Origin of the sequence: Pseudomonas sp. R1-43-08 (assembly GCF_003852255.1) — a bacterium.
In the GTDB taxonomy this organism is placed as follows: domain Bacteria; phylum Pseudomonadota; class Gammaproteobacteria; order Pseudomonadales; family Pseudomonadaceae; genus Aquipseudomonas.
This window is the reverse complement of the sequence record NZ_CP027734.1, coordinates 1,768,305-1,786,120: the sequence shown is the minus strand read 5'-3', so window position 1 is coordinate 1,786,120 and position 17,816 is coordinate 1,768,305. Positions and strand designations below refer to the sequence as shown.

Genomic DNA, 17,816 nt, shown 5'->3' with positions numbered 1-17,816 from the left:
CATACAGGCTTTTTTCGAGGCACCGCCATGAGCAAGAACCCCACCCCCTGCGAATCCCTGATGCTGGATAACCAGCTGTGTTTCGCGTTGCATTCCACCTCGCTGCTGATGACCAAGGTCTACAAACCTCTCCTCCAGGCGCTCGACCTGACTTATCCGCAATACCTGGCCATGATGGTGCTGTGGGAAGAAGATGGTTTGACCGTCGGTGAAATCAGCAATCGCCTGCTCACCGACCCCGGCTCCCTGACCCCGCTGCTCAAGCGCCTTGAAGCCGAAGGCCTGTTGAGCCGCACCCGCAGCCGCGAAGACGAACGCGTGGTGGTAGTGGAGTTGACTGACGCCGGGCGGGCGCTGCAGGACCGGGCGATGGACGTTCCCCAGTGCATCCTGGGGGCCAGCGGACTGGAACTGGAGCAGCTACGCAAGCTGCAGGCGGATTTGATTGCCCTGCGCAGCAACCTGCAGAACGCAATCTGAAGAAGCAAAAAATATTGAACATGTGGGAGGGGGCTTGCTCCCGATAGCGGTGGGCCAGATACGCATTGAGTGGCTGGCGCACCGCTATCGGGAGCGAGCCCCTCCCACATTGTTTTCCATCGCCCAAAAATATTTATAAAATTATCTTGCGCGCTAAACATTAGCGCTATACATTCACTTCACCAACTACTTAGCGCACAAACATTTAGCGCTAACAACACAGAGGACGACACCATGCAAACGCTCTATACCGCAGTAGCCACCGCCACCGGCGGCCGTGATGGTCGCGCTGTCTCCAGCGACAACATCCTCGACGTCAAACTCTCCACCCCCAAGGAATTGGGCGGCGCTGGCGGCCAGGCCACCAACCCTGAACAGCTGTTCGCTGCCGGCTACTCGGCCTGCTTTATCGGCGCGCTGAAATTCGTCGCCAGCCAGACCAAACGCAAGATCCCGGATGACGCTTCGATCACCGCCCATGTCGGCATTGGCCAGATCCCCGGTGGCTTCGGCCTGGACATCGACCTGCACATCAGCCTGCCAGGCCTGGCGCAAGACGATGCGCAAAGCCTGGTCGACGCCGCCCACCAGGTCTGCCCGTACTCCAACGCCACTCGCGGCAACGTTGATGTGCGCCTGCACGTAACCGTTTAACCACGCGCCCAGATCGGAGAAAACCATGAACACCTTTGCTAAAGCGCTCACCGGCAGCCTGCTTGCCCTGTCCATCAGCACCGCCTTCGCCGCTAGCGGTGATGTGGAGCACAGTACCCAGGGTTTCCTGGATGCGCTGAACGCCGGCACCGGCAAGCCGATCGAGCAATTGACGCCCCAACAGGCCCGTGCGGTGCTGACAGGTGCCCAGGCCGGGGTGAAGTTGAGCCTGCCCAAGGCAGACGTGAGCCAGAAGACCATTCAGGTCGACGGCCAGCCGCTGGACCTGACCATTGTGCGTCCAGCCGGGGTCAAGGGTACTTTGCCGGTGTTCATGTTCTTCCACGGCGGTGGCTGGGTGCTGGGGGATTACCCCACCCATGAACGCCTGGTGCGGGACCTGGTGGTGGGTTCGGGGGCAGTGGCGGTGTTCGTCAACTACACGCCGTCACCAGAAGCGCGTTATCCGGTGGCAATCAACCAAGCGTATGGCGCAACAAAATGGGTGGCCGAGCACGGTAAAGAGATCAACGTCGATGGCAAGCGCCTGGCAGTCGCGGGCAACAGCGTCGGCGGCAACATGGCAGCGGTGGTCAGCCTGATGGCCAAGGACAAGGGTACGCCGGCGATCAAGTTTCAGCTGCTGCTGTGGCCGGTGACCGATGCCAACTTCGACACGGGCTCCTACAACCAGTACGCCGAGGGGCACTTCCTCACCCGGAACATGATGAAATGGTTCTGGGACAATTACACCATCGACGCCAACCAGCGCGCCGAGATCTACGCATCGCCACTACGAGCCACCCCTGATCAACTCAAGGGGTTGCCACCTGCGATGGTGCAAACCGCTGGCGCCGATGTACTGCGTGACGAGGGTGAAGCCTACGCCCGCAAGCTGGATCAGGCCGGCGTGCCGGTGACTGCCGTACGCTACAACGGCATGATCCACGACTACGGTTTGCTGAACGTGGTCAGCCAGGTACCGGCGGTGCGCTCGGCATTGCTGCAAGCGTCGGACGAACTCAAGCAACACCTGAAGTAAACCCCGCAGGCACAAAAAAGCCCGACGCATGGTCGGGCTTTTCCGTTCGTAAGGCAGGGCCAGAATTACTTCTTGGCGCGACCTTTGTACGAACCACCTTCGCGGGTGTCGATCTCGATCAGGTCGTCGATTTCGATGAAATCGGCTACTTGCAGCTCGGTACCGTTGCTCAGCTTGGCAGGCTTCATCACCTTGCCGGAAGTGTCGCCGCGAGCGGAGCCTTCGGTGTAGGCCACTTTACGCACGATGGTGGTCGGCAGCTCTACGGAAACCAGGCGCTCTTCGAAGAAGATCGCTTCGCAGACGTCTTCCATGCCTTCTTCGATGAACGGCAGAACGGCTTCGATATCTTCAGCGTTCAGCTCGTACATGGTGTAGTCGGTGGTGTCCATGAACGTGTAGGTGTCGCCGCTGATGAAGGACAGGGTCGCTTCCTTGCGGTCGAGGATCACGTCGTCCAGTTTGTCATCGGCGCTGTAGACGATCTCGGTCTTGTAACCGGTCAGCAGGTTCTTCAGCTTGGTCTTCATGATGGCGCTGTTACGACCAGACTTGGTGAACTCAGCTTTCTGAACCAGCCAAGGGTCGTTTTCGAGACGGATCACTGTACCGGGTTTCAGTTCTTTACCAGTTTTCATTGCATATATCCGAAATTTGGATGGGATTTACAAAAATCAAGGTGGCGTATCATATCCAACTTTCATAAAACTGTACCAGCGCCGTCGCAAGATCGGCCTGCAAGCCCTGTTCCAGACACCAGTCTTGCGCATGCTGGCTGAGTTCCGGCCAGTGCTCCAGCAGCATTTTCCAGGGTTGGGCCATATCGCCCTCGGTATTCCAGGCTTGCCAGAGTGCAACCAGCGCCGCCTTGGCCGCCGGCGACAATGCGGCGGTGTACAGCTCGAGGAACGCATCGAGCTTGTCGAGATGGATGTCTTCGTCCTGACGATAGATGTGCCACAGCAACGGGCGCCCGGCCCACTGGGCGCGCACGAACGAATCTTCGCCACGCACGGCATTGATGTCACAGCACCACAGCAAAAGGTCGTACTGGGCCTGGCGCACGAACGGCAGCACCTGCACGGTCAAGGCCCCGCGCTGGTGAACAGCACCTGCCGTCAACCCCTCCTCGCCCAGCCAGCGCTGCACGTCACCCAGGATGCGCCCTTCCGGCACCAACAGATGAGTGGCACGCCCGTCGGTCGACAATGCGTCCAGCCAACTGCCGAGCCCGGCGTTTTCGTAGGCGAACAGCGAGATCAGGCGCGCATCGGCTAGCGGAAATACGCCCAGGCTTTGCAGGAATTGTTGCTGCGCATCGGCATCCTGCTGAAAAGCCTGACGCTGTTGCAGAAGCCCCGCCTCGCGCAACAGCCCGCCGGTGCCCGGACGAAAGCCCGGAAAAAAGAAGTACTTCTGCACCCCCTTGAACTTCACCGACGGCAGGCGGTGACAGCCCACCACCCAGTCCTCGGCGCTGAGGTAATCCAGGTTCATCCACAACGGCGTGCGTTCACGCGCGGCCATGGCTTCCATATAGTCAGGCGGCAGCTGGCAAGCGAACGCGGCAATCACCACATCGGCCGCAGGCGTTGTCGACCAGTCAAACGGCCAGTGGCGCACATCGACACCCGCTTGCCATTGCTGCGCCAGGTTTACATCAATCTGTGGGCACATGCGCTCGAAGGCGCGCAGGTCATCGACCCAAAGACGCACATCGCACGCGTGCTCCGCGACCAATTGCCGGGCCAGGCGCCAGGTCACGCCGATGTCGCCGTAGTTATCGACGACGCTGCAAAAAATATCCCAGCGGGCTTTCATTCCGGGCTCCACGACTCAAAGGCTCGATTGTCCGCATAAATGCGCCGATGCAGAAGGCTTGATCGCGATTATTCTGCGCAGTGGCTGTGCGACAATCGCTGCCACGCCGTCAATGCCTGCCAGGAGGCCATCATGTCTGACCGTCCGCTGTCGCTGTTCAAGCTGTGTATCGCCATTGCCGCAGGCGTGTGGCTGGGGTTTATCGCCATCGCGCTGACCAGCTGGCTGGCATCGCGCTACCTGTTCCCGCAAAGCCTCGCACCCGTGGCCCAGGCGGTGCAGCAACTGGGTAAGCCGACCGTCGTCGCGCCGGAGCCGCCGAACCGTATGTTCGAGCAGTACCAGCAGAACCTGCAGAAGCAGGAGCAGCAACAAGCCCTGGACCAGGCCCGAAGCAATGCGCGCAACCTGGCCAACCCCAAATGCCAGTTCTGGCTGCAACAGGATCAGAACGCTCCAAATGAAAAATCCAAAGCCAATGTCCTGCAATTCTGCGATTAGAGATCATGAATAAACACGCCGTCCTCCAGCTGATCCTGGAAAAACTCTGCGCCGACCTCGACATCGCCCAGCGCGCCGCGCAGACCGCCTACGAGACGGCGACACACGAGGAGAACATCGCAGAAAACAAGTACGACACCTTGGGGCTGGAGGCGTCGTATCTGGCGGCCGGCCAGGCCAAGCGGGTCGAAGAGATCAAGCAGTCGCTGGCGCTGTGCCAGAACCTGCAGGTGCGTGCGTACGATGACCAACGCGGGATTGAAGTGGGTACGCTGCTGGGCCTGGAAGACGAGAACGGTCGCCAGCAATGGCTGTTCCTGGCGCCGGATGCCGCGGGGCTGAAGATTGAAGTGGTCGGCCAGCCGGTCACCGTCATCACCCCGCGCTCGCCCTTGGGCAAAAGCCTGCTGGGCAAGCATGTCGAGGATGAGGTAGAGATTCTGGTGGCGGGCGCCCGGCAACAGTTCACGGTTACCGAGGCCAAATGAAGCGCGGTGGCGAGGGCGTTGGCGCCCTCGCCACACGGATCAGTGAACCGGCAATTCAACGCCGTCGAACAGTTCTTCGAGTTCCTGCTTGTTGTGGCACTGGATCGCCTTGGCCATCACTTCGCGGGTCAGGTGCGGGGCGAATTTCTCGATGAAATCGCACATGAAACCGCGCAGGAAGGTGCCACGGCGGAAGCCGATCTTGGTCACGCTGGACTCGAACAGCTCGCTGGCATCGAGCACCACCAGGTCTTTGTCGAGCTGGGTGTCGACCGCCATCTTGGCCACGATGCCCACGCCCAGGCCCAGGCGCACGTAAGTCTTGATCACGTCGGCGTCGGCTGCGGTGAACACCACTTTCGGCGTGAGGCCACGGTGGCTGAAGGCTTCGTCGAGCTTCGAACGACCGGTGAAACCAAACACGTAGGTGACGATGGGAAATTCCGCCAGGGCTTCCAGGGTCAGCTTCGGCAACTTGGCCAGTGGGTGGCCCTGGGGCACGACCACGCAACGATTCCAGCGGTAGCACGGCATCATCACCAAATCACCGAACAGCTCCAGGGCTTCGGTGGCGATCGCGAAATCGACGGTGCCATCAGCGGCCATCTCGGCGATCTGCATCGGCGAGCCCTGGTGCATGTGCAACGCCACGTCAGGGTATTGCTTGATGAAATCACGGATCACCGGCGGCAAGGCGTAGCGTGCCTGGGTGTGGGTGGTAGCAATCGACAGGGTGCCCTTCTTCTCGTTGGAGAATTCCTGGGCGATCTGCTTGATGCTTTCGACTTTGCGCAGGATCTCACCGGCGGTGGTGATGATGCGCTCGCCGGCCGGGGTGACGCGGGTCAGATGCTTGCCGCTGCGCGCGAACACTTCAACGCCCAGCTCGTCTTCGAGCAGGCGGATCTGCTTGCTGATACCGGGTTGCGACGTGTAAAGGCTTTGAGCGGTAGCGGAAACGTTGAGGTCGTGGTGCGCCACTTCCCAGATGTAGCGCAGTTGTTGAAGCTTCATATGAATCCCTCAAAGCAGATAGACGCCACGGGTATCAGCGACGGTATATAACTATATTAAAGGTAAGATATATAAATCTAGAACTTTTTATCGTTTTTTACCGATCCCTATCATCGCTGCGTCGGCGTTGCAGCGACGGCACCAGATAAACCGGCACGCTCGCCAGCTGCAGCAGCCGTGCGGCGGTACGCCCAAGCGGTGTCGCCGCCGCGCTGGCTTGGCTATGACTCCCTACGATCAACAGGTCCACGGAAAGTTTATGCAGTTGGTCGAGAATCACCTCGCAAGGGTCGCCCTGGATCACCCGCACCGAACGAATCAACTCCAGGTCCTGCTCCCCGTCCCCCAACTCCTCGCGAAAGCTGTCGAGCACCCGCTGCTCGATCGTTGCCATGACCGTGCTCAGCCCCTGGCTCTGCCATTCGCTGAGCGCCTTTTCATCAAGGTAGCTCTGCAACACCGACTCTGCGAACAACCCGATGGGCTCCACCACATGAATCACATACAAATCTGCCTTGAACGTTCGCGCCAACGCCAGGGCATGTTGCATGACGTACGGCGCATACAGGCCAAGATCCGTGGCGTACAGTATCGAACGAATCATAGAACCCCCTGGACTGCCAGGATGGCGGAGATTAAATCAGCTTAGCAGCGCCCAGGGGGTACGACTCAGCGCTCGCCCTGGATTTTCAACTCATTACTGATGCCGTGCGGCACATGCCCGGTGGCCACGACCTGCCTGGCTCTTTCGCAATGGCCGGCCTGGTCATCGAAGAACACATCGGCGGCGAATGCTTCCAGGAACGCGGATTTATCCAGGCCACCCAGGAACAGCGATTCATCCAGGCGGATATCCCATTCGCGCAACGTACGAATGACCCGCTCGTGGGACGGCGCCGAGCGCGCGGTGACCAATGCGGTGCGAATCGGGCAGGCCTCATCGGCGAACTCACGCTGCAACAGGTTGAGTGCCGCGAGGAAACCCTTGAACGGGCCACCGTGCAAGGGCTGGCGCGCCGACTCGCGCTCGCTGGCCTGGAATGCTTCCAACCCGCCAGCCTGGTAGACGCGCTCGGACTCGTCGGAAAACAGCACCGCATCACCATCGAAGGCGATGCGCAATTCCTCGCTCGACGCCCGACGCGCACCACCGGACAAGATAGTCGCCGCCGCAAAACCGGCGTCGAGGGCACTGCGCACATCCTCGGCATGGGTCGACAGAAACAGATGGCAACCAAAGGCGGCCAGATACGGATAGGGACTACGCCCTCCGACGAAAGCGGCGCGGGAAATATCCAGACCGTAATGCTGGATCGAGTTGAACACTCGCAAGCCGGTATCGGCGCTGTTGCGTGACACCAAGACCACCTCGACACGGGCACGCCCGAGGCTGGCGTTGAGGCTCAGCAATTTCTTGACCAGCGGAAAGGCATCGCCGGGTTCGAGGATTTCTTCTTCGTGCTCGATCTGGTATTTGCGATAGGGCTCAACCCCTTCGGCGAGGTACACCGTGTGGCTCTCGCTCAAATCGAACAAGGCCCGCGATGAAATCGCCAGCACCAGTTTGTCGCTTAATCCTGTCGCCATGTGCTTGCCCCCGAATCAGCGAGTGTGCCGATCAATAAAACTCAAGGCCTGGTAAAGCGCCTGCATGCGCGGCAATTCGCAGCCGGCTGCTTTGGCGGCAGCCAGCGGTCGGGCGTAGATGGCCTCAAGTTCCAATGGGCGCTTGTGCGCGTGATCGTGGTACATGCTGGGCAGGTAGTCGTCCATGGTTTCGGTCATGGCGAACATCTGCTCGGCGTAACTTGCCGCAATGTCATGGCCGCAGGCGCCAGCGCCCTGTACCACTTCGGCCATCAGCGCTTGAATCAGCGCGCGGCTGGACTCATCCGCCATCATCGCGCGGGTCCCCGTGCCCAGCAAGACGGAGAGGCCGTTGAACGGCACATTCCACACCAGCTTATGCCAGCGCGCCTGATGCACGCTGGCCATGGCCTGGGATTCGATGCCCGCTTGATGAAACAGAGCGGCCCCTTCTTCGACAATCGCTTGCTGGCGCGCTTGATCGTTGGCTGCCATGCCACTGTGATAGCCCAAATTGACCCGCCCCAGCGCTTGATGCTCGACGACGCCAGGCGCGGCGCGATGCACGCCGATATAGCACAGGCCACCCAGCAAGTGCAGCGACGATGGCAGGTGTTCGCGCAGGCTGTCTTCCACATCCAGTCCGTTTTGCAGCAGCACCACCTTGGCGTCCGGCGCCGCGACCTGAGCAATGGTCGGCGCCAGCTCTGGGTTGCCGGTGGATTTGGTCCCCACCAACAGCCAATCGCACGGCGGCATATCGGCAGGGCTGGCATACGCCTGTACCGGGTGCAGGTGCAGGTTGCCATGCACGCTACTGTTGACGCGCAGGCCGTGCTCGCGGACCGCCGCGTATTCGCTGCGCAGCAGGAAATGCACATCGAACCCGGCACGCGCCAGCATCAGGCCGTAGAAACCGCCAATGGCACCGGTGCCAATGATGCCAATGCGTGGCGAAGGGTGTGCAAGTGCGGTCATGGCAAATCCTCTGGTGTGCGGGTGAGCGCCTGGTTTATCGCGTCGACAAGGTCAGGCGGTGTAAGACGCGTCTGTAATTGCCCAAGAAATTGACCCTCGCACACGAGGAACAACGCGGGCAAATGAAAGATCTGGTAACGTTCGACCGCGCCGCCGTTGTGCCCGGCATCCACCCAGCACAGCCGGTCCACCGGCAAGCGCCAGCCCGGCAACTGCTGGCGCGCCCAGCGGCAACTGGAACAACCGACACTGGTAAACACGACCAGCGAACACCCTGGCAACCCCAGCAATTGCTGGTCGATATCCAGGTCGGTCAATTCCAGTTGCTTCACTATACTGCTGCCACTGCCGTCCATTGGACGGTGTTCGGAGTCCGTGTACATGGGTCGTTTTCTACCTCACCCTGATGATGTCGCTGTCGAGTTGATCCAACGTCCCTCTCCTGCCCTGCCCTCCCAACGCCTGCGCACTATCGGCCGTGGTGGCATTGCCTGCAACTGGCCGCGTGCCTGGCGCCCTGGCACGGCGGTCGACCTGCATATCCCCTCACTGGGCGCCAGCGCCCGCTATCCAGGCTATGTCGCGTGGTGCCGCAGGGTGGAGGCCGGCTATCGCATCGGCATCTGTTTTGCCGACGAACATGCACTGTTCGGCGCACGAATGGGTGAACAAGTGTGCCAGATCGAACGCTACTGCCGCCTGCACGACACCGCCGAGCCCACGCCCCAGCAACTCGAAGCCTTGGCTCGCGACTGGGTATCGCGCCACGCCAATGAGTTCTCCCATGAGACGGTTGTGCAGCCAGTGCTGGATTAAAGCGGGCTTTGCCCATTGTCGCGGGCCCGTGTTACGCGCTAAGGTTCCTCCCCCTGCATCCAAATCATGCTGTGCTCCGCCGCACGGGGATGGCTGGCGGCCGGCACCCGTGACCCTGACGAGTAACACGATGGCTGATTTACCGATCAATGACCTTAACGTTGAATCCAACGAGACCCTGATCACGCCCGATCAGCTCAAGCGCGAAATTCCCCTGAGCGACGCTGCCCTGCAGACCGTCACCAAGGGCCGCGAAGTCATCCGTGACATTCTCGACGGCACCGACCACCGCCTCTTCGTCGTGATCGGGCCTTGCTCGATCCACGACCTCAAGGCAGCCCACGAATACGCCGAACGCCTCAAGGTGCTGGCAGCGGAAGTGTCCGACACTTTGTACCTGGTGATGCGCGTCTATTTCGAGAAGCCGCGCACAACGGTTGGCTGGAAAGGCTTGATCAACGACCCGTACCTGGACGACTCGTTCAAGATCCAGGACGGCTTGCACATCGGTCGTCAACTGCTGCTGGACCTGGCGGAAATGGGCCTGCCCACCGCTACCGAAGCGCTGGACCCGATTTCCCCGCAGTACCTGCAGGACCTGATCAGCTGGTCGGCCATCGGCGCTCGCACCACCGAGTCCCAGACGCACCGCGAAATGGCGTCCGGCCTGTCCTCGGCCGTGGGCTTCAAGAACGGCACCGACGGTGGCCTGACGGTGGCGATCAACGCGCTGCAATCGGTCTCCAGCCCTCACCGCTTCCTGGGCATCAACCAGGAAGGCGGCGTGTCCATCGTCACGACCAAGGGCAATGCCTACGGGCACGTGGTACTGCGCGGCGGCAACGGCAAGCCCAACTATGACTCGGTCAGCGTCGCACTGTGCGAACAGGCGCTGAACAAGGCCGGGATCAAGCCCAACATCATGGTTGATTGCAGCCACGCCAACTCCAACAAGGACCCGGCCCTGCAGCCGCTGGTGATGGAAAACGTCGCCAACCAGATCCTCGAGGGCAATCAGTCGATCATCGGCTTGATGGTTGAGAGCCACCTGAACTGGGGTTGCCAGGCCATTCCAAAAGACCTGGCCGACTTGCAGTACGGCGTGTCGATCACCGATGCGTGCATCGACTGGGCCGCTACCGAGAACACCCTGCGCAGCATGCACGCCAAGCTCAAGGACGTATTGCCCAATCGCAAACGCACCTGAAGCTGAATCAGGCACACACAAAAACGCCGGGCTAAACCCGGCGTTTTTTTATGGCTGCTCGTTCAGAGCTTTGCGGCATGGCGCTGGTGGCGCTCCATGTAGCGTTCCACATAAGAGCAGGACGGGATGACCGTATAGCCTGACTCTTCGGCGAACTTCAACGCTTCTTCAGTCAATGCGGCTGCAATGCCACGCCCACGCAACGCGTTGGGCACGAACGTACGATAGATATCCAGGGTCTGTTTCCCGAGGTCCATGTAGGTCAGATAGGCACGATGACCGTCCACATTGGTCTCGAACTGATGACCAGCCTGGTCATGGTGGATGGACAACGCCTCGCTCATCACTACTCCTCGCGGGTCTTGAATATTGACCCTACCTTACCGATGTTTTTCCGGCGAAGGAACATCTACGCCACCCCGTGCCGGTTTCGACAACGAGAAAACCCTGAGCGCTCACACCTGCACGTAGGGAATAGTAGGCACCAATCCAGCAATTGCTCAAGGCACACTCGTCATCCCCTGCCACAGGTGCAATATTAGAAAGCGCCTCGATCACCCGGTGATCGAACGCCTGAACATTGCCGGCAGTTGAAGCGTGAGACGAACTGGCGCCGTTAAAGTCACCTCTAGATGAGCGAAAGATGCCCGGTGCGAGACAACCCACCGCAACGGAAGTGCCGGCTTGGATATATAAAATTTCATCTGTTCACACCGCTCGACGCATGCGGGCCGGCCCTTTCAGCCTGGATCCAATCTTCGGCAGAATGAAAAAATCTGGCGGGTTTTTATACAAACCTTCAAAAGATTAGCCAAAATAGATTCGGTGCAAGAATTTTTTTTGCTTCTTGCGCTACGTCAGTTTACTTACTACAAGTAATGGGTAGTATGTACGCCGGCTATTAGCTCACTCTGAGACAGTAGCCATCTAATAGAAAGTCCTTGAAGGGGAACACGATGAACAACGTTCTGAAATTCTCTGCTCTGGCTCTGGCCGCAGTTCTGGCTACCGGTTGCAGCAGCGTCTCCAAAGAAACCGAAGCTCGTCTGACTGCAACGGAAGACGCAGCAGCTCGCTCCCAGGCTCGTGCAGACGAAGCCTACCGTAAAGCTGATGAAGCGCTGGCTGCTGCTCAAAAAGCACAACAGACTGCTGACGAAGCTAACGAGCGCGCTCTGCGCATGCTTGAAAAAGCAAGCCGCAAGTAATAATCCCTCGGGGTTGTTATCAAGCCGATCCATTTATGGGTCGGCTTTTTTTTACCTGAAATCCGCTGCGCCAGGCAGCAGGAGCGGGCTTGGGGTAATGCCGGTCAGTAAAGCGAAAGAGGGTCACTGTAGGAGCGAGCTTGCTCGCGAAAAACGTCTAGGCAACACGTTCATTCTGGATAAACGCGGTGGCCCTGAGTTCTTCGCGAGCAAGCTCGCTCCTACAAAAGCCTTAACTGACTGGCATTAGGGCTTGGGGCGTCTATTGAAAATCAACTGGCGCGCTGGAAGCGATCGGAGCGACGCCAGGCACACCGATTTCCGTCGGCAAACCATCCTCCGCCGCCACCACATCACGCACCTGATCCCAATTCACCCGCAGGCTATTGGCCAGGTCCTCACGCTTGAGCAAGGCATTGATCACCGCCGTGTGCTTGTCGACCACCGACGGCGTGCCATCGTCGTTCAACGGCGTATGGGCTTCCAGGTAGACCTTGCCGCCGGCGCTGCCGAACTTATAGGCGTCGTTGATGATGCGTACCGAGGTGCCGACCGGCACCATGCTGGCCATTTCCAACACGTTGTTGTTGAACATACGGAAGCAACCGTGGCTGGTACGCGTGCCGATACCAAATTTCATGTTGGAGCCATGAATCAGATAACCCGGCGTGCCCAGGGTGAACTTGAACGGGCCCAACGGGTTGTCGGGGCCGGCAGGCACCACGTTGGGCAGCGGGTCACCGTTGGCGGCGTGTTCGGCCTTGATCGAGGCAGGCGGTGTCCAGGTGGGGTTCGGCGTCTTCGCGATGATGCTGGTATGGGCAATGGGCGAGCCCCAGCCTTCACGACCAATCCCCAACGGAAAGGTGTAGACCACGTTCTGGCCCTTGGGGTAGTAGTAGAGCCGATACTCCGCAAGGTTGATCACAATGCCTTCGCGCGGGCCCGGCGGCAGAATGAAACGTGTCGGCAGCACGATGTCCGTGCCCGCACCTGGCAGCCAGGCATCGACGCCCGGGTTGGCCGCGACCATTTCCGAATACCCCAGGTCATACGTAGTGCCCAGGTCGGCAAACGTATCTTCGTATTTGGCCTTGATCACCTGGACCTGGCCGACGATGTCCTCACCAGGGGGCGGCAACGGCAACTGCAAGGCTTGCGCCGCGCCGGCCGCACAGAGCGCAGCAAGAGACAGGTAACAGGTAACGACGGAGAGGCGCGACAACATCCGGAAAATCCTTCGCAGACGACGGTAGGAAAAAACTGATTGTATACGTGAAGCGAGCGCCTGGCATCAAGCCGGCCGCGCTAGAGCTCAAAGCGCAGCTCTGGCCAGATCGGCGGTGTACCGCGCTTTTGCGACTCGAGAATCGCCCTGCACAACGGGCACAGCCGCTGGTCCTGGAAGATCGAACGATCCACTGAGGACCAGAGCGGTTGCGCCGGCAATAAGGTGCCGCAGAGCGTGCGGTCAATCGAGCCGCCCAACTCCAGTTGACGCGCCACCAGATGCACCCGGACTTCCTGGCAGGCGAACAGATCCAGCTGTTCGTCCGGCTCGATCAGTTGGTAATTAAACAGGGACCAGGCAGGACGCGACATCAGGGGCTCCAAATCGGGGGGCGCCACCTTAGCCGAAAGCCTGCCGGTAGAAAAGCGTCATAACAGCGGTTTTAGCGTTGGCCAGACATTTTCCAGCAACTTGCCCTGGGCCGGGACTGCCGGGTGCAGGCCGTCCGCTTGCATCAGGTCGGGATGACCGCCCACCCCCTCCAGGAAAAACGGCACCAGCGGCACCTTTTTTTCCTCTGCTACTTCGCCGAATACCTTGGCGAAGGCTTCGACGTAACGCTTGCCATAGTTGGGCGGAATCTGCATGCCCAGCAGCAGCACCTTGGCACCGCTGTCCTGAGACGCCTGAATCATCGAAGCAAGATTTTGTTTCAATTGCGCCGGCGGCTGACCACGCAGCCCATCGTTGCCGCCCAACTCGATCACCACCACGTCCGGTTTATGCGCTGCAAGCGCCGCAGGCAACCGCGCGAGGCCTCCGGCACTGGTGTCGCCACTGATCGAAGCATTCACCACTTTATCGTCAAAACCCTCCTGCTTGAGCCGTTGCTCCAGCAGGGCAACCCACCCTTTGCGGGTATCCAGGCCGAAACCGGCACTGATACTATCGCCAACGATCAGGACTGTACCCGCCGCTGCGTTCTGGGCCATGCACATCAAGGCCAGGCCAGCACTCAAAAACCACATTCGCATCGGATTCTCCATGGGCGCAAGCATTCTCACCGCGCGAAACCTCAGCAAAGTGGTTCCCAGCGCGGAAGGTGAACTGACTATCCTGCACGAACTGAGCCTGGAACTGAACAAGGGCGATAGCCTGGCTATCGTCGGCAGCTCCGGTTCCGGCAAATCCACCCTCCTCGGCCTGCTGGCCGGCCTTGACCTGCCCAGCAGCGGTGAAGTCACCCTGGCGGGCCAAGCGTTGAGCAGCCTCGACGAAGACCAGCGCGCGCGCATCCGTGCCGAACACGTGGGCTTCGTGTTCCAGTCCTTTCAGTTGCTCGACAGCCTCAATGCGCTGGAAAACGTCATGCTGCCGCTGGAACTCGACGGTCGCAAAGATGCCCGCGAGCGCGCCACGCACCTGCTGGAGCGCGTCGGCCTTGGCAAGCGCCTGACCCATTCGCCGCGCCAGCTGTCCGGCGGCGAGCAGCAACGTGTGGCGATTGCCCGCGCGTTTGCCGCCGAGCCGGACGTACTGTTTGCCGACGAGCCCACCGGCAACCTCGACAGCCACACCGGCGAGCGCATCAGCGACCTGCTGTTCGAACTCAATAAAGAGAGCGGCACGACCTTGGTACTGGTCACCCATGACGAGCGCCTGGCCCATCGTTGCCGACGCCTGATCCGCCTTGAAGCCGGCCTGATGGTCGCGCCCCTGGAGCCTTGATGGCACGCCTGCCGTTGTTACGTCTGTTCAGCCTTGCCATGCGCCAATTACTGCGCGATGCCCGCGCCGGTGAACTGCGTGTATTGTTCTTCGCGCTGCTGGTGGCCGTGTCCGCCAGCACCGCTATCGGGTATTTCGGCGCGCGCCTCAACGGCGCCATGCTGCTGCGCGCCACCGAGTTCCTGGGCGCGGACCTGATACTCGAAGGCAGCTCGCCGGCCCGCCCCGAGCAGGTCAGGTCCGGCACCGAGCTGGGCCTGGATCATGCGCGCATCGTCGAATTTTCCAGTGTTATCGCTGCGGACAACGGCATCCAGCTCTCCAGTATCAAGGCGGTCAACGAGCAGTATCCGCTGCGTGGCGAACTCAAAAGCACGGCTGAGCCCTTTGGCGCCGAAACCCCAGGCGGCGGCCCCAAACCCGGTGAAGCCTGGGTGGAAGCGCGGCTGCTGACAGCGCTGGACCTGAAGGTCGGCGACAGCATCGACGTGGGCATGAAGACCCTGCGCCTGGCACGCATACTGACGTACGAGCCCGACCGCGCCGGCAATTTCTACAGCCTCACGCCCAGGGTAATGATCAACCTGGCGGACCTGGATGCCACCGGCGTAGTCCAGCCTGGCAGCCGCGTGAGCTATCGCGAACTGTGGCGCGCACCACCGGGCAGCACGGCGCTGCAAACCTATCGCGACCTGGTCAAGCCGGGCCTCGCGGCCAACCAGCGCCTGCAGGACTCGCGCGATGGTAACCAGCAGATCGGCGGTGCCCTGGGCAAGGCCGAGCGTTACCTGAATATGGCCAGCCTGGTGGCGGTGTTACTGGCCGGCGTGGCCGTGGCGCTGTCGGCCAACCGCTTTGCCAGCCGCCGCTTCGACGCCAGCGCCCTGCTGCGCTGCCTGGGGTTGTCACGACGCGAGACCATGCTGCTGTTCAGCCTGCAACTGAGCGTACTGGGCCTGTTGGCGAGCCTGGCCGGCGCCCTCCTCGGCTGGCTCGCGCAATTTGGTCTGTTCTACTTCCTGCACGACCTGTTGCCCGCAGACGTGCCACCCGGCGGGCTGCTACCGGCCGTTGCAGGGATCGGCACCGGGCTGGTCGCCCTCGCCGGCTTCGCCCTCCCGCCCCTGGCCGCACTGGGCCGGGTGCCGCCACTGCGGGTACTGCGTCGTGACCTGCTGCCTATCCCCTCGAGCACCTGGATGGTTTATGGGGCGGCGCTCTTCGCCCTGGGCCTGATCATGTGGCGCCTGAGCCTCGACCTGGTGTTGACCTTCGCGTTATTGGGCGGCGGCGTGGTAGCCGCACTGATCCTCGGCGGCTTGTTGCTGCTGTTATTGCAAAGCCTGCGCCGGTTACTTGCGCGCGCCTCCTTGCCGTGGCGACTGGGCCTGGGCCAATTGCTGCGCCATCCACTGGCGGCCGCCGGCCAGTCCCTGGCGTTTGGCTTGATCCTGTTGTCCATGGGCTTGATCGCCCTGCTACGCGGTGAACTGCTCGACACTTGGCAGAACCAATTGCCCAAGGATGCGCCCAACTACTTCGCGCTCAATATCCTGCCAGCCGACAAAGACGCCTTTGGCGCCCGCCTTCTGGAAGTCCAGGCGCAATCGGCACCGCTCTATCCCGTCGTGCCCGGCCGGCTGATCAGCATCAACGGCGAACCCGTACAAGAGATTGTCAGCAAGGATTCCAGCGGTGATCGCGCCGTGCAACGGGACCTGAGCCTGACCTGGGCGGCCGACTTGCCCCCAGGTAACGTACTGACGGCGGGTGCCTGGTGGACCGCGCAACCGGGCGATGACATTCCCGGGGTGTCGGTGGAAGCCAAGGTGGCTGAAAGCCTGAAACTCAAGCTCAACGACCATCTGGTATTCACCATCGGCGGGGAGAATCGCGAGGCACGGGTCACCAGCCTGCGGACCATCAACTGGGACAACTTCCAGCCCAACTTCTTCATGATCTTCCAACCGGGCACCTTGAAGGATTTGCCGACCACTTACCTGACCAGCTTCTACCTGGCGCCTGGGCATGACCAACAGATCGTCGACCTCTCCCGAGCCTTCCCGGCCGTCACTATCCTGCAGGTCGAGGCCCTGCTGGAACAGCTGCGCAGCATCCTCGCCCAGGTGACCCTGGCGGTGGAATACGTGCTGCTGTTCGTGCTCGCCGCGGGCATGGCCGTGCTGTTTTCCGGCTTGCAGGCCACGCTGGACGAGCGAATCCGCCAGGGCGCGCTGTTGCGCGCACTGGGGGCCGAGCGCAGGCTGCTGATCAAGGCCCGGCGCATCGAGTTCGGCCTGCTGGGGGCGGTCAGTGGTTTGCTGGCGGCACTGGGCACGGAACTGGTGACCTGGGTGCTGTACCGCTATGCCTTCGATCTGGCCTGGCACCCTCACCCCTGGCTGTTGCTGCTGCCAGTGATCGGTGCGGTGCTGATCGGTGGCGCTGGGGTGTTCGGTACACGCCGTGCGTTGAACGCCAGCCCGCTGACGGTGCTGCGCGAGGGCTGAAACACGAATGGCGCTTGCTCCACCCGGAGCAAGCGCCATTCGTTGCTATTTCACATATTCAATCCGGGTAATCCACCAGCACACCTCACCGCCGGGGGTCTGCACGATGGCTTCATCGTCCACCTCCTTGCGCAGCAGCGCACGCGCCATGGGAGAGTCGATAGAGATGTAATCCATCCGGTCGTAGATCTCGTCATACCCCACAATGCGAAAACGCTTGGTCTCGCCCTGCTCGTTCTCGACATCGACCCACGCCCCAAAAAACACCTTGCCCTCCTGCTCGGGCATGTATTCCACCACGCGCATATCTTCGAGGCGTTTGCGCAGGTAGCGCACCCGCCGATCGATCTCACGCAACAGCTTCTTGTTGTACTGGTAATCCGCGTTTTCGCTGCGATCTCCCAGAGAAGCCGCCCACGTCACCTTGCGCGTCGTGTCCGGGCGCTTCTCACGCCAAAGGTAGTCCAACTCCTTTTTCAGCGCTTCATGGCCTTCTTTGGTAATCAGCTTGGTACTCAAACGCGCACATCCCCAGGCAATGTCCATTAGTG

The 17,816-nt window shown here is 60.8% G+C and carries 22 protein-coding genes; 10 read left to right on the top strand and 12 right to left on the bottom strand.

The genetic code is table 11. The annotated features are described in order from the left end of the window. The first annotated feature begins 27 nt into the window (after positions 1-27). The 3 genes from C4J87_RS08150 to C4J87_RS08140 all read left to right on the top strand — a co-directional run bounded on the left by C4J87_RS08150 (position 28) and on the right by C4J87_RS08140 (position 2,176). A complete protein-coding gene (locus tag C4J87_RS08150; RefSeq protein ID WP_124366378.1) occupies positions 28-480 on the top strand; it encodes a MarR family winged helix-turn-helix transcriptional regulator in 453 nt (150 codons plus the stop codon). A gap of 234 nt (positions 481-714) precedes the next feature. Further along, complete coding sequence (locus tag C4J87_RS08145) at positions 715-1,134, top strand: organic hydroperoxide resistance protein (RefSeq protein WP_010176159.1); 420 nt, start codon at positions 715-717, stop codon at positions 1,132-1,134. 25 nt (positions 1,135-1,159) lie between these two features. Further along, positions 1,160-2,176, top strand: a complete 1,017-nt coding sequence (locus C4J87_RS08140) for an alpha/beta hydrolase (protein WP_124366377.1) — start codon at positions 1,160-1,162, stop codon at positions 2,174-2,176. 65 nt (positions 2,177-2,241) lie between these two features. Here C4J87_RS08140 and C4J87_RS08135 read toward each other — a convergent pair whose 3' ends face one another. Then, positions 2,242-2,814, bottom strand: coding sequence for an elongation factor P (locus tag C4J87_RS08135; protein ID WP_003172723.1), 573 nt, complete (start codon positions 2,812-2,814; stop codon positions 2,242-2,244). A gap of 49 nt (positions 2,815-2,863) precedes the next feature. Next, complete coding sequence (gene earP, locus C4J87_RS08130) at positions 2,864-3,997, bottom strand: elongation factor P maturation arginine rhamnosyltransferase EarP (protein ID WP_124366376.1); 1,134 nt, start codon at positions 3,995-3,997, stop codon at positions 2,864-2,866. A 132-nt stretch (positions 3,998-4,129) separates the two neighbouring features. Between earP and C4J87_RS08125 the strand changes: the two genes are divergently transcribed. Both C4J87_RS08125 and C4J87_RS08120 read left to right on the top strand, forming a co-directional pair. Then, entirely contained in the window at positions 4,130-4,498 is a 369-nt protein-coding gene (locus C4J87_RS08125; protein WP_124366375.1) for a hypothetical protein, read from the top strand. A 5-nt stretch (positions 4,499-4,503) separates the two neighbouring features. After that, entirely contained in the window at positions 4,504-4,986 is a 483-nt protein-coding gene (locus C4J87_RS08120) for a GreA/GreB family elongation factor (RefSeq protein WP_124366374.1), read from the top strand. 39 nt (positions 4,987-5,025) lie between these two features. On the opposite strand, the gene cysB is transcribed toward C4J87_RS08120, so the two are convergent. From cysB to C4J87_RS08095, 5 genes are all read right to left on the bottom strand, one after another. Next, a complete protein-coding gene (gene cysB, locus C4J87_RS08115) occupies positions 5,026-6,000 on the bottom strand; it encodes an HTH-type transcriptional regulator CysB (protein WP_124361903.1) in 975 nt (324 codons plus the stop codon). A gap of 97 nt (positions 6,001-6,097) precedes the next feature. Then, positions 6,098-6,604, bottom strand: a complete 507-nt coding sequence (locus C4J87_RS08110) for a universal stress protein (protein WP_124366373.1) — start codon at positions 6,602-6,604, stop codon at positions 6,098-6,100. A 65-nt stretch (positions 6,605-6,669) separates the two neighbouring features. Continuing rightward, on the bottom strand, positions 6,670-7,587 hold the full coding sequence (locus C4J87_RS08105) for a 5'-nucleotidase (protein ID WP_124361901.1): 918 nt from the start codon (positions 7,585-7,587) through the stop codon (positions 6,670-6,672). 15 nt (positions 7,588-7,602) lie between these two features. Then, the gene (locus tag C4J87_RS08100; protein ID WP_124366372.1) at positions 7,603-8,565 is read right to left on the bottom strand and encodes a putative 2-dehydropantoate 2-reductase; all 963 of its coding nucleotides are present in this window, start codon (positions 8,563-8,565) and stop codon (positions 7,603-7,605) included. Continuing rightward, positions 8,562-8,948: a thioredoxin gene (locus tag C4J87_RS08095; protein WP_124361899.1), complete on the bottom strand. Its 387-nt coding sequence runs from the start codon at positions 8,946-8,948 to the stop codon at positions 8,562-8,564. The genes C4J87_RS08100 and C4J87_RS08095 overlap by 4 nt, the downstream gene beginning before the upstream one ends. Between C4J87_RS08095 and C4J87_RS08090 the strand changes: the two genes are divergently transcribed. Together C4J87_RS08090 and C4J87_RS08085 are read left to right on the top strand one after the other, a co-directional pair. Next, entirely contained in the window at positions 8,947-9,381 is a 435-nt protein-coding gene (locus C4J87_RS08090; protein ID WP_124366371.1) for a PilZ domain-containing protein, read from the top strand. The genes C4J87_RS08095 and C4J87_RS08090 overlap by 2 nt on opposite strands. Before the next feature lie 130 nt (positions 9,382-9,511). Then, positions 9,512-10,588, top strand: coding sequence for a 3-deoxy-7-phosphoheptulonate synthase (locus C4J87_RS08085; protein ID WP_124361897.1), 1,077 nt, complete (start codon positions 9,512-9,514; stop codon positions 10,586-10,588). Between the two features lie 62 nt (positions 10,589-10,650). Here the strand turns inward: C4J87_RS08085 and C4J87_RS08080 are convergent, their stop codons facing one another. Then, on the bottom strand, positions 10,651-10,932 hold the full coding sequence (locus C4J87_RS08080; protein ID WP_003233387.1) for a GNAT family N-acetyltransferase: 282 nt from the start codon (positions 10,930-10,932) through the stop codon (positions 10,651-10,653). A gap of 612 nt (positions 10,933-11,544) precedes the next feature. Here C4J87_RS08080 and oprI point away from each other — a divergent pair. Further along, positions 11,545-11,796: an outer membrane lipoprotei OprI gene (gene oprI / locus C4J87_RS08075; protein ID WP_003172710.1), complete on the top strand. Its 252-nt coding sequence runs from the start codon at positions 11,545-11,547 to the stop codon at positions 11,794-11,796. A gap of 262 nt (positions 11,797-12,058) precedes the next feature. Here oprI and C4J87_RS08070 read toward each other — a convergent pair whose 3' ends face one another. The 3 genes from C4J87_RS08070 to C4J87_RS08060 all read right to left on the bottom strand — a co-directional run bounded on the left by C4J87_RS08070 (position 12,059) and on the right by C4J87_RS08060 (position 14,061). Continuing rightward, positions 12,059-13,024 carry a L,D-transpeptidase family protein gene (locus C4J87_RS08070; protein ID WP_124366370.1) on the bottom strand — a complete coding sequence of 322 codons (966 nt, stop codon included), beginning with the start codon at positions 13,022-13,024 and terminating at the stop codon, positions 12,059-12,061. Positions 13,025-13,104: 80 nt separating this feature from the next. Beyond that, positions 13,105-13,398 (bottom strand): hypothetical protein, encoded by a 294-nt coding sequence (locus C4J87_RS08065; protein WP_057722836.1) that lies wholly within the window; start codon positions 13,396-13,398, stop codon positions 13,105-13,107. 57 nt (positions 13,399-13,455) lie between these two features. After that, the gene (locus tag C4J87_RS08060) at positions 13,456-14,061 is read right to left on the bottom strand and encodes an arylesterase (protein WP_124366369.1); all 606 of its coding nucleotides are present in this window, start codon (positions 14,059-14,061) and stop codon (positions 13,456-13,458) included. Between the two features lie 10 nt (positions 14,062-14,071). Between C4J87_RS08060 and C4J87_RS08055 the strand changes: the two genes are divergently transcribed. Together C4J87_RS08055 and C4J87_RS08050 are read left to right on the top strand one after the other, a co-directional pair. Next, positions 14,072-14,755, top strand: a complete 684-nt coding sequence (locus tag C4J87_RS08055; RefSeq protein ID WP_065885127.1) for an ABC transporter ATP-binding protein — start codon at positions 14,072-14,074, stop codon at positions 14,753-14,755. Beyond that, positions 14,755-17,265 carry an ABC transporter permease gene (locus C4J87_RS08050; RefSeq protein ID WP_124366368.1) on the top strand — a complete coding sequence of 837 codons (2,511 nt, stop codon included), beginning with the start codon at positions 14,755-14,757 and terminating at the stop codon, positions 17,263-17,265. The genes C4J87_RS08055 and C4J87_RS08050 overlap by 1 nt, the downstream gene beginning before the upstream one ends. Before the next feature lie 45 nt (positions 17,266-17,310). Here the strand turns inward: C4J87_RS08050 and greB are convergent, their stop codons facing one another. Then, entirely contained in the window at positions 17,311-17,784 is a 474-nt protein-coding gene (gene greB, locus C4J87_RS08045) for a transcription elongation factor GreB (RefSeq protein ID WP_065892558.1), read from the bottom strand. Positions 17,785-17,816 lie beyond the last annotated feature (32 nt).

Bases quoted from the DNA above. Each gene is read 5' to 3' on its own strand.
- C4J87_RS08150 (WP_124366378.1), top strand. From the start codon at position 28: ATGAGCAAGAACCCCACCCCCTGCGAATCCCTGATGCTGGATAACCAG.
- C4J87_RS08145 (WP_010176159.1), top strand. From the start codon at position 715: ATGCAAACGCTCTATACCGCAGTAGCCACCGCCACCGGCGGCCGTGAT.
- C4J87_RS08140 (WP_124366377.1), top strand. From the start codon at position 1,160: ATGAACACCTTTGCTAAAGCGCTCACCGGCAGCCTGCTTGCCCTGTCC.
- C4J87_RS08135 (WP_003172723.1), bottom strand. From the start codon at position 2,814: ATGAAAACTGGTAAAGAACTGAAACCCGGTACAGTGATCCGTCTCGAA.
- earP (WP_124366376.1), bottom strand. From the start codon at position 3,997: ATGAAAGCCCGCTGGGATATTTTTTGCAGCGTCGTCGATAACTACGGC.
- C4J87_RS08125 (WP_124366375.1), top strand. From the start codon at position 4,130: ATGTCTGACCGTCCGCTGTCGCTGTTCAAGCTGTGTATCGCCATTGCC.
- C4J87_RS08120 (WP_124366374.1), top strand. From the start codon at position 4,504: ATGAATAAACACGCCGTCCTCCAGCTGATCCTGGAAAAACTCTGCGCC.
- cysB (WP_124361903.1), bottom strand. From the start codon at position 6,000: ATGAAGCTTCAACAACTGCGCTACATCTGGGAAGTGGCGCACCACGAC.
- C4J87_RS08110 (WP_124366373.1), bottom strand. From the start codon at position 6,604: ATGATTCGTTCGATACTGTACGCCACGGATCTTGGCCTGTATGCGCCG.
- C4J87_RS08105 (WP_124361901.1), bottom strand. From the start codon at position 7,587: ATGGCGACAGGATTAAGCGACAAACTGGTGCTGGCGATTTCATCGCGG.
- C4J87_RS08100 (WP_124366372.1), bottom strand. From the start codon at position 8,565: ATGACCGCACTTGCACACCCTTCGCCACGCATTGGCATCATTGGCACC.
- C4J87_RS08090 (WP_124366371.1), top strand. From the start codon at position 8,947: ATGGGTCGTTTTCTACCTCACCCTGATGATGTCGCTGTCGAGTTGATC.
- C4J87_RS08095 (WP_124361899.1), bottom strand. From the start codon at position 8,948: ATGTACACGGACTCCGAACACCGTCCAATGGACGGCAGTGGCAGCAGT.
- C4J87_RS08085 (WP_124361897.1), top strand. From the start codon at position 9,512: ATGGCTGATTTACCGATCAATGACCTTAACGTTGAATCCAACGAGACC.
- C4J87_RS08080 (WP_003233387.1), bottom strand. From the start codon at position 10,932: ATGAGCGAGGCGTTGTCCATCCACCATGACCAGGCTGGTCATCAGTTC.
- oprI (WP_003172710.1), top strand. From the start codon at position 11,545: ATGAACAACGTTCTGAAATTCTCTGCTCTGGCTCTGGCCGCAGTTCTG.
- C4J87_RS08070 (WP_124366370.1), bottom strand. From the start codon at position 13,024: ATGTTGTCGCGCCTCTCCGTCGTTACCTGTTACCTGTCTCTTGCTGCG.
- C4J87_RS08065 (WP_057722836.1), bottom strand. From the start codon at position 13,398: ATGTCGCGTCCTGCCTGGTCCCTGTTTAATTACCAACTGATCGAGCCG.
- C4J87_RS08060 (WP_124366369.1), bottom strand. From the start codon at position 14,061: ATGCGAATGTGGTTTTTGAGTGCTGGCCTGGCCTTGATGTGCATGGCC.
- C4J87_RS08055 (WP_065885127.1), top strand. From the start codon at position 14,072: ATGGGCGCAAGCATTCTCACCGCGCGAAACCTCAGCAAAGTGGTTCCC.
- C4J87_RS08050 (WP_124366368.1), top strand. From the start codon at position 14,755: ATGGCACGCCTGCCGTTGTTACGTCTGTTCAGCCTTGCCATGCGCCAA.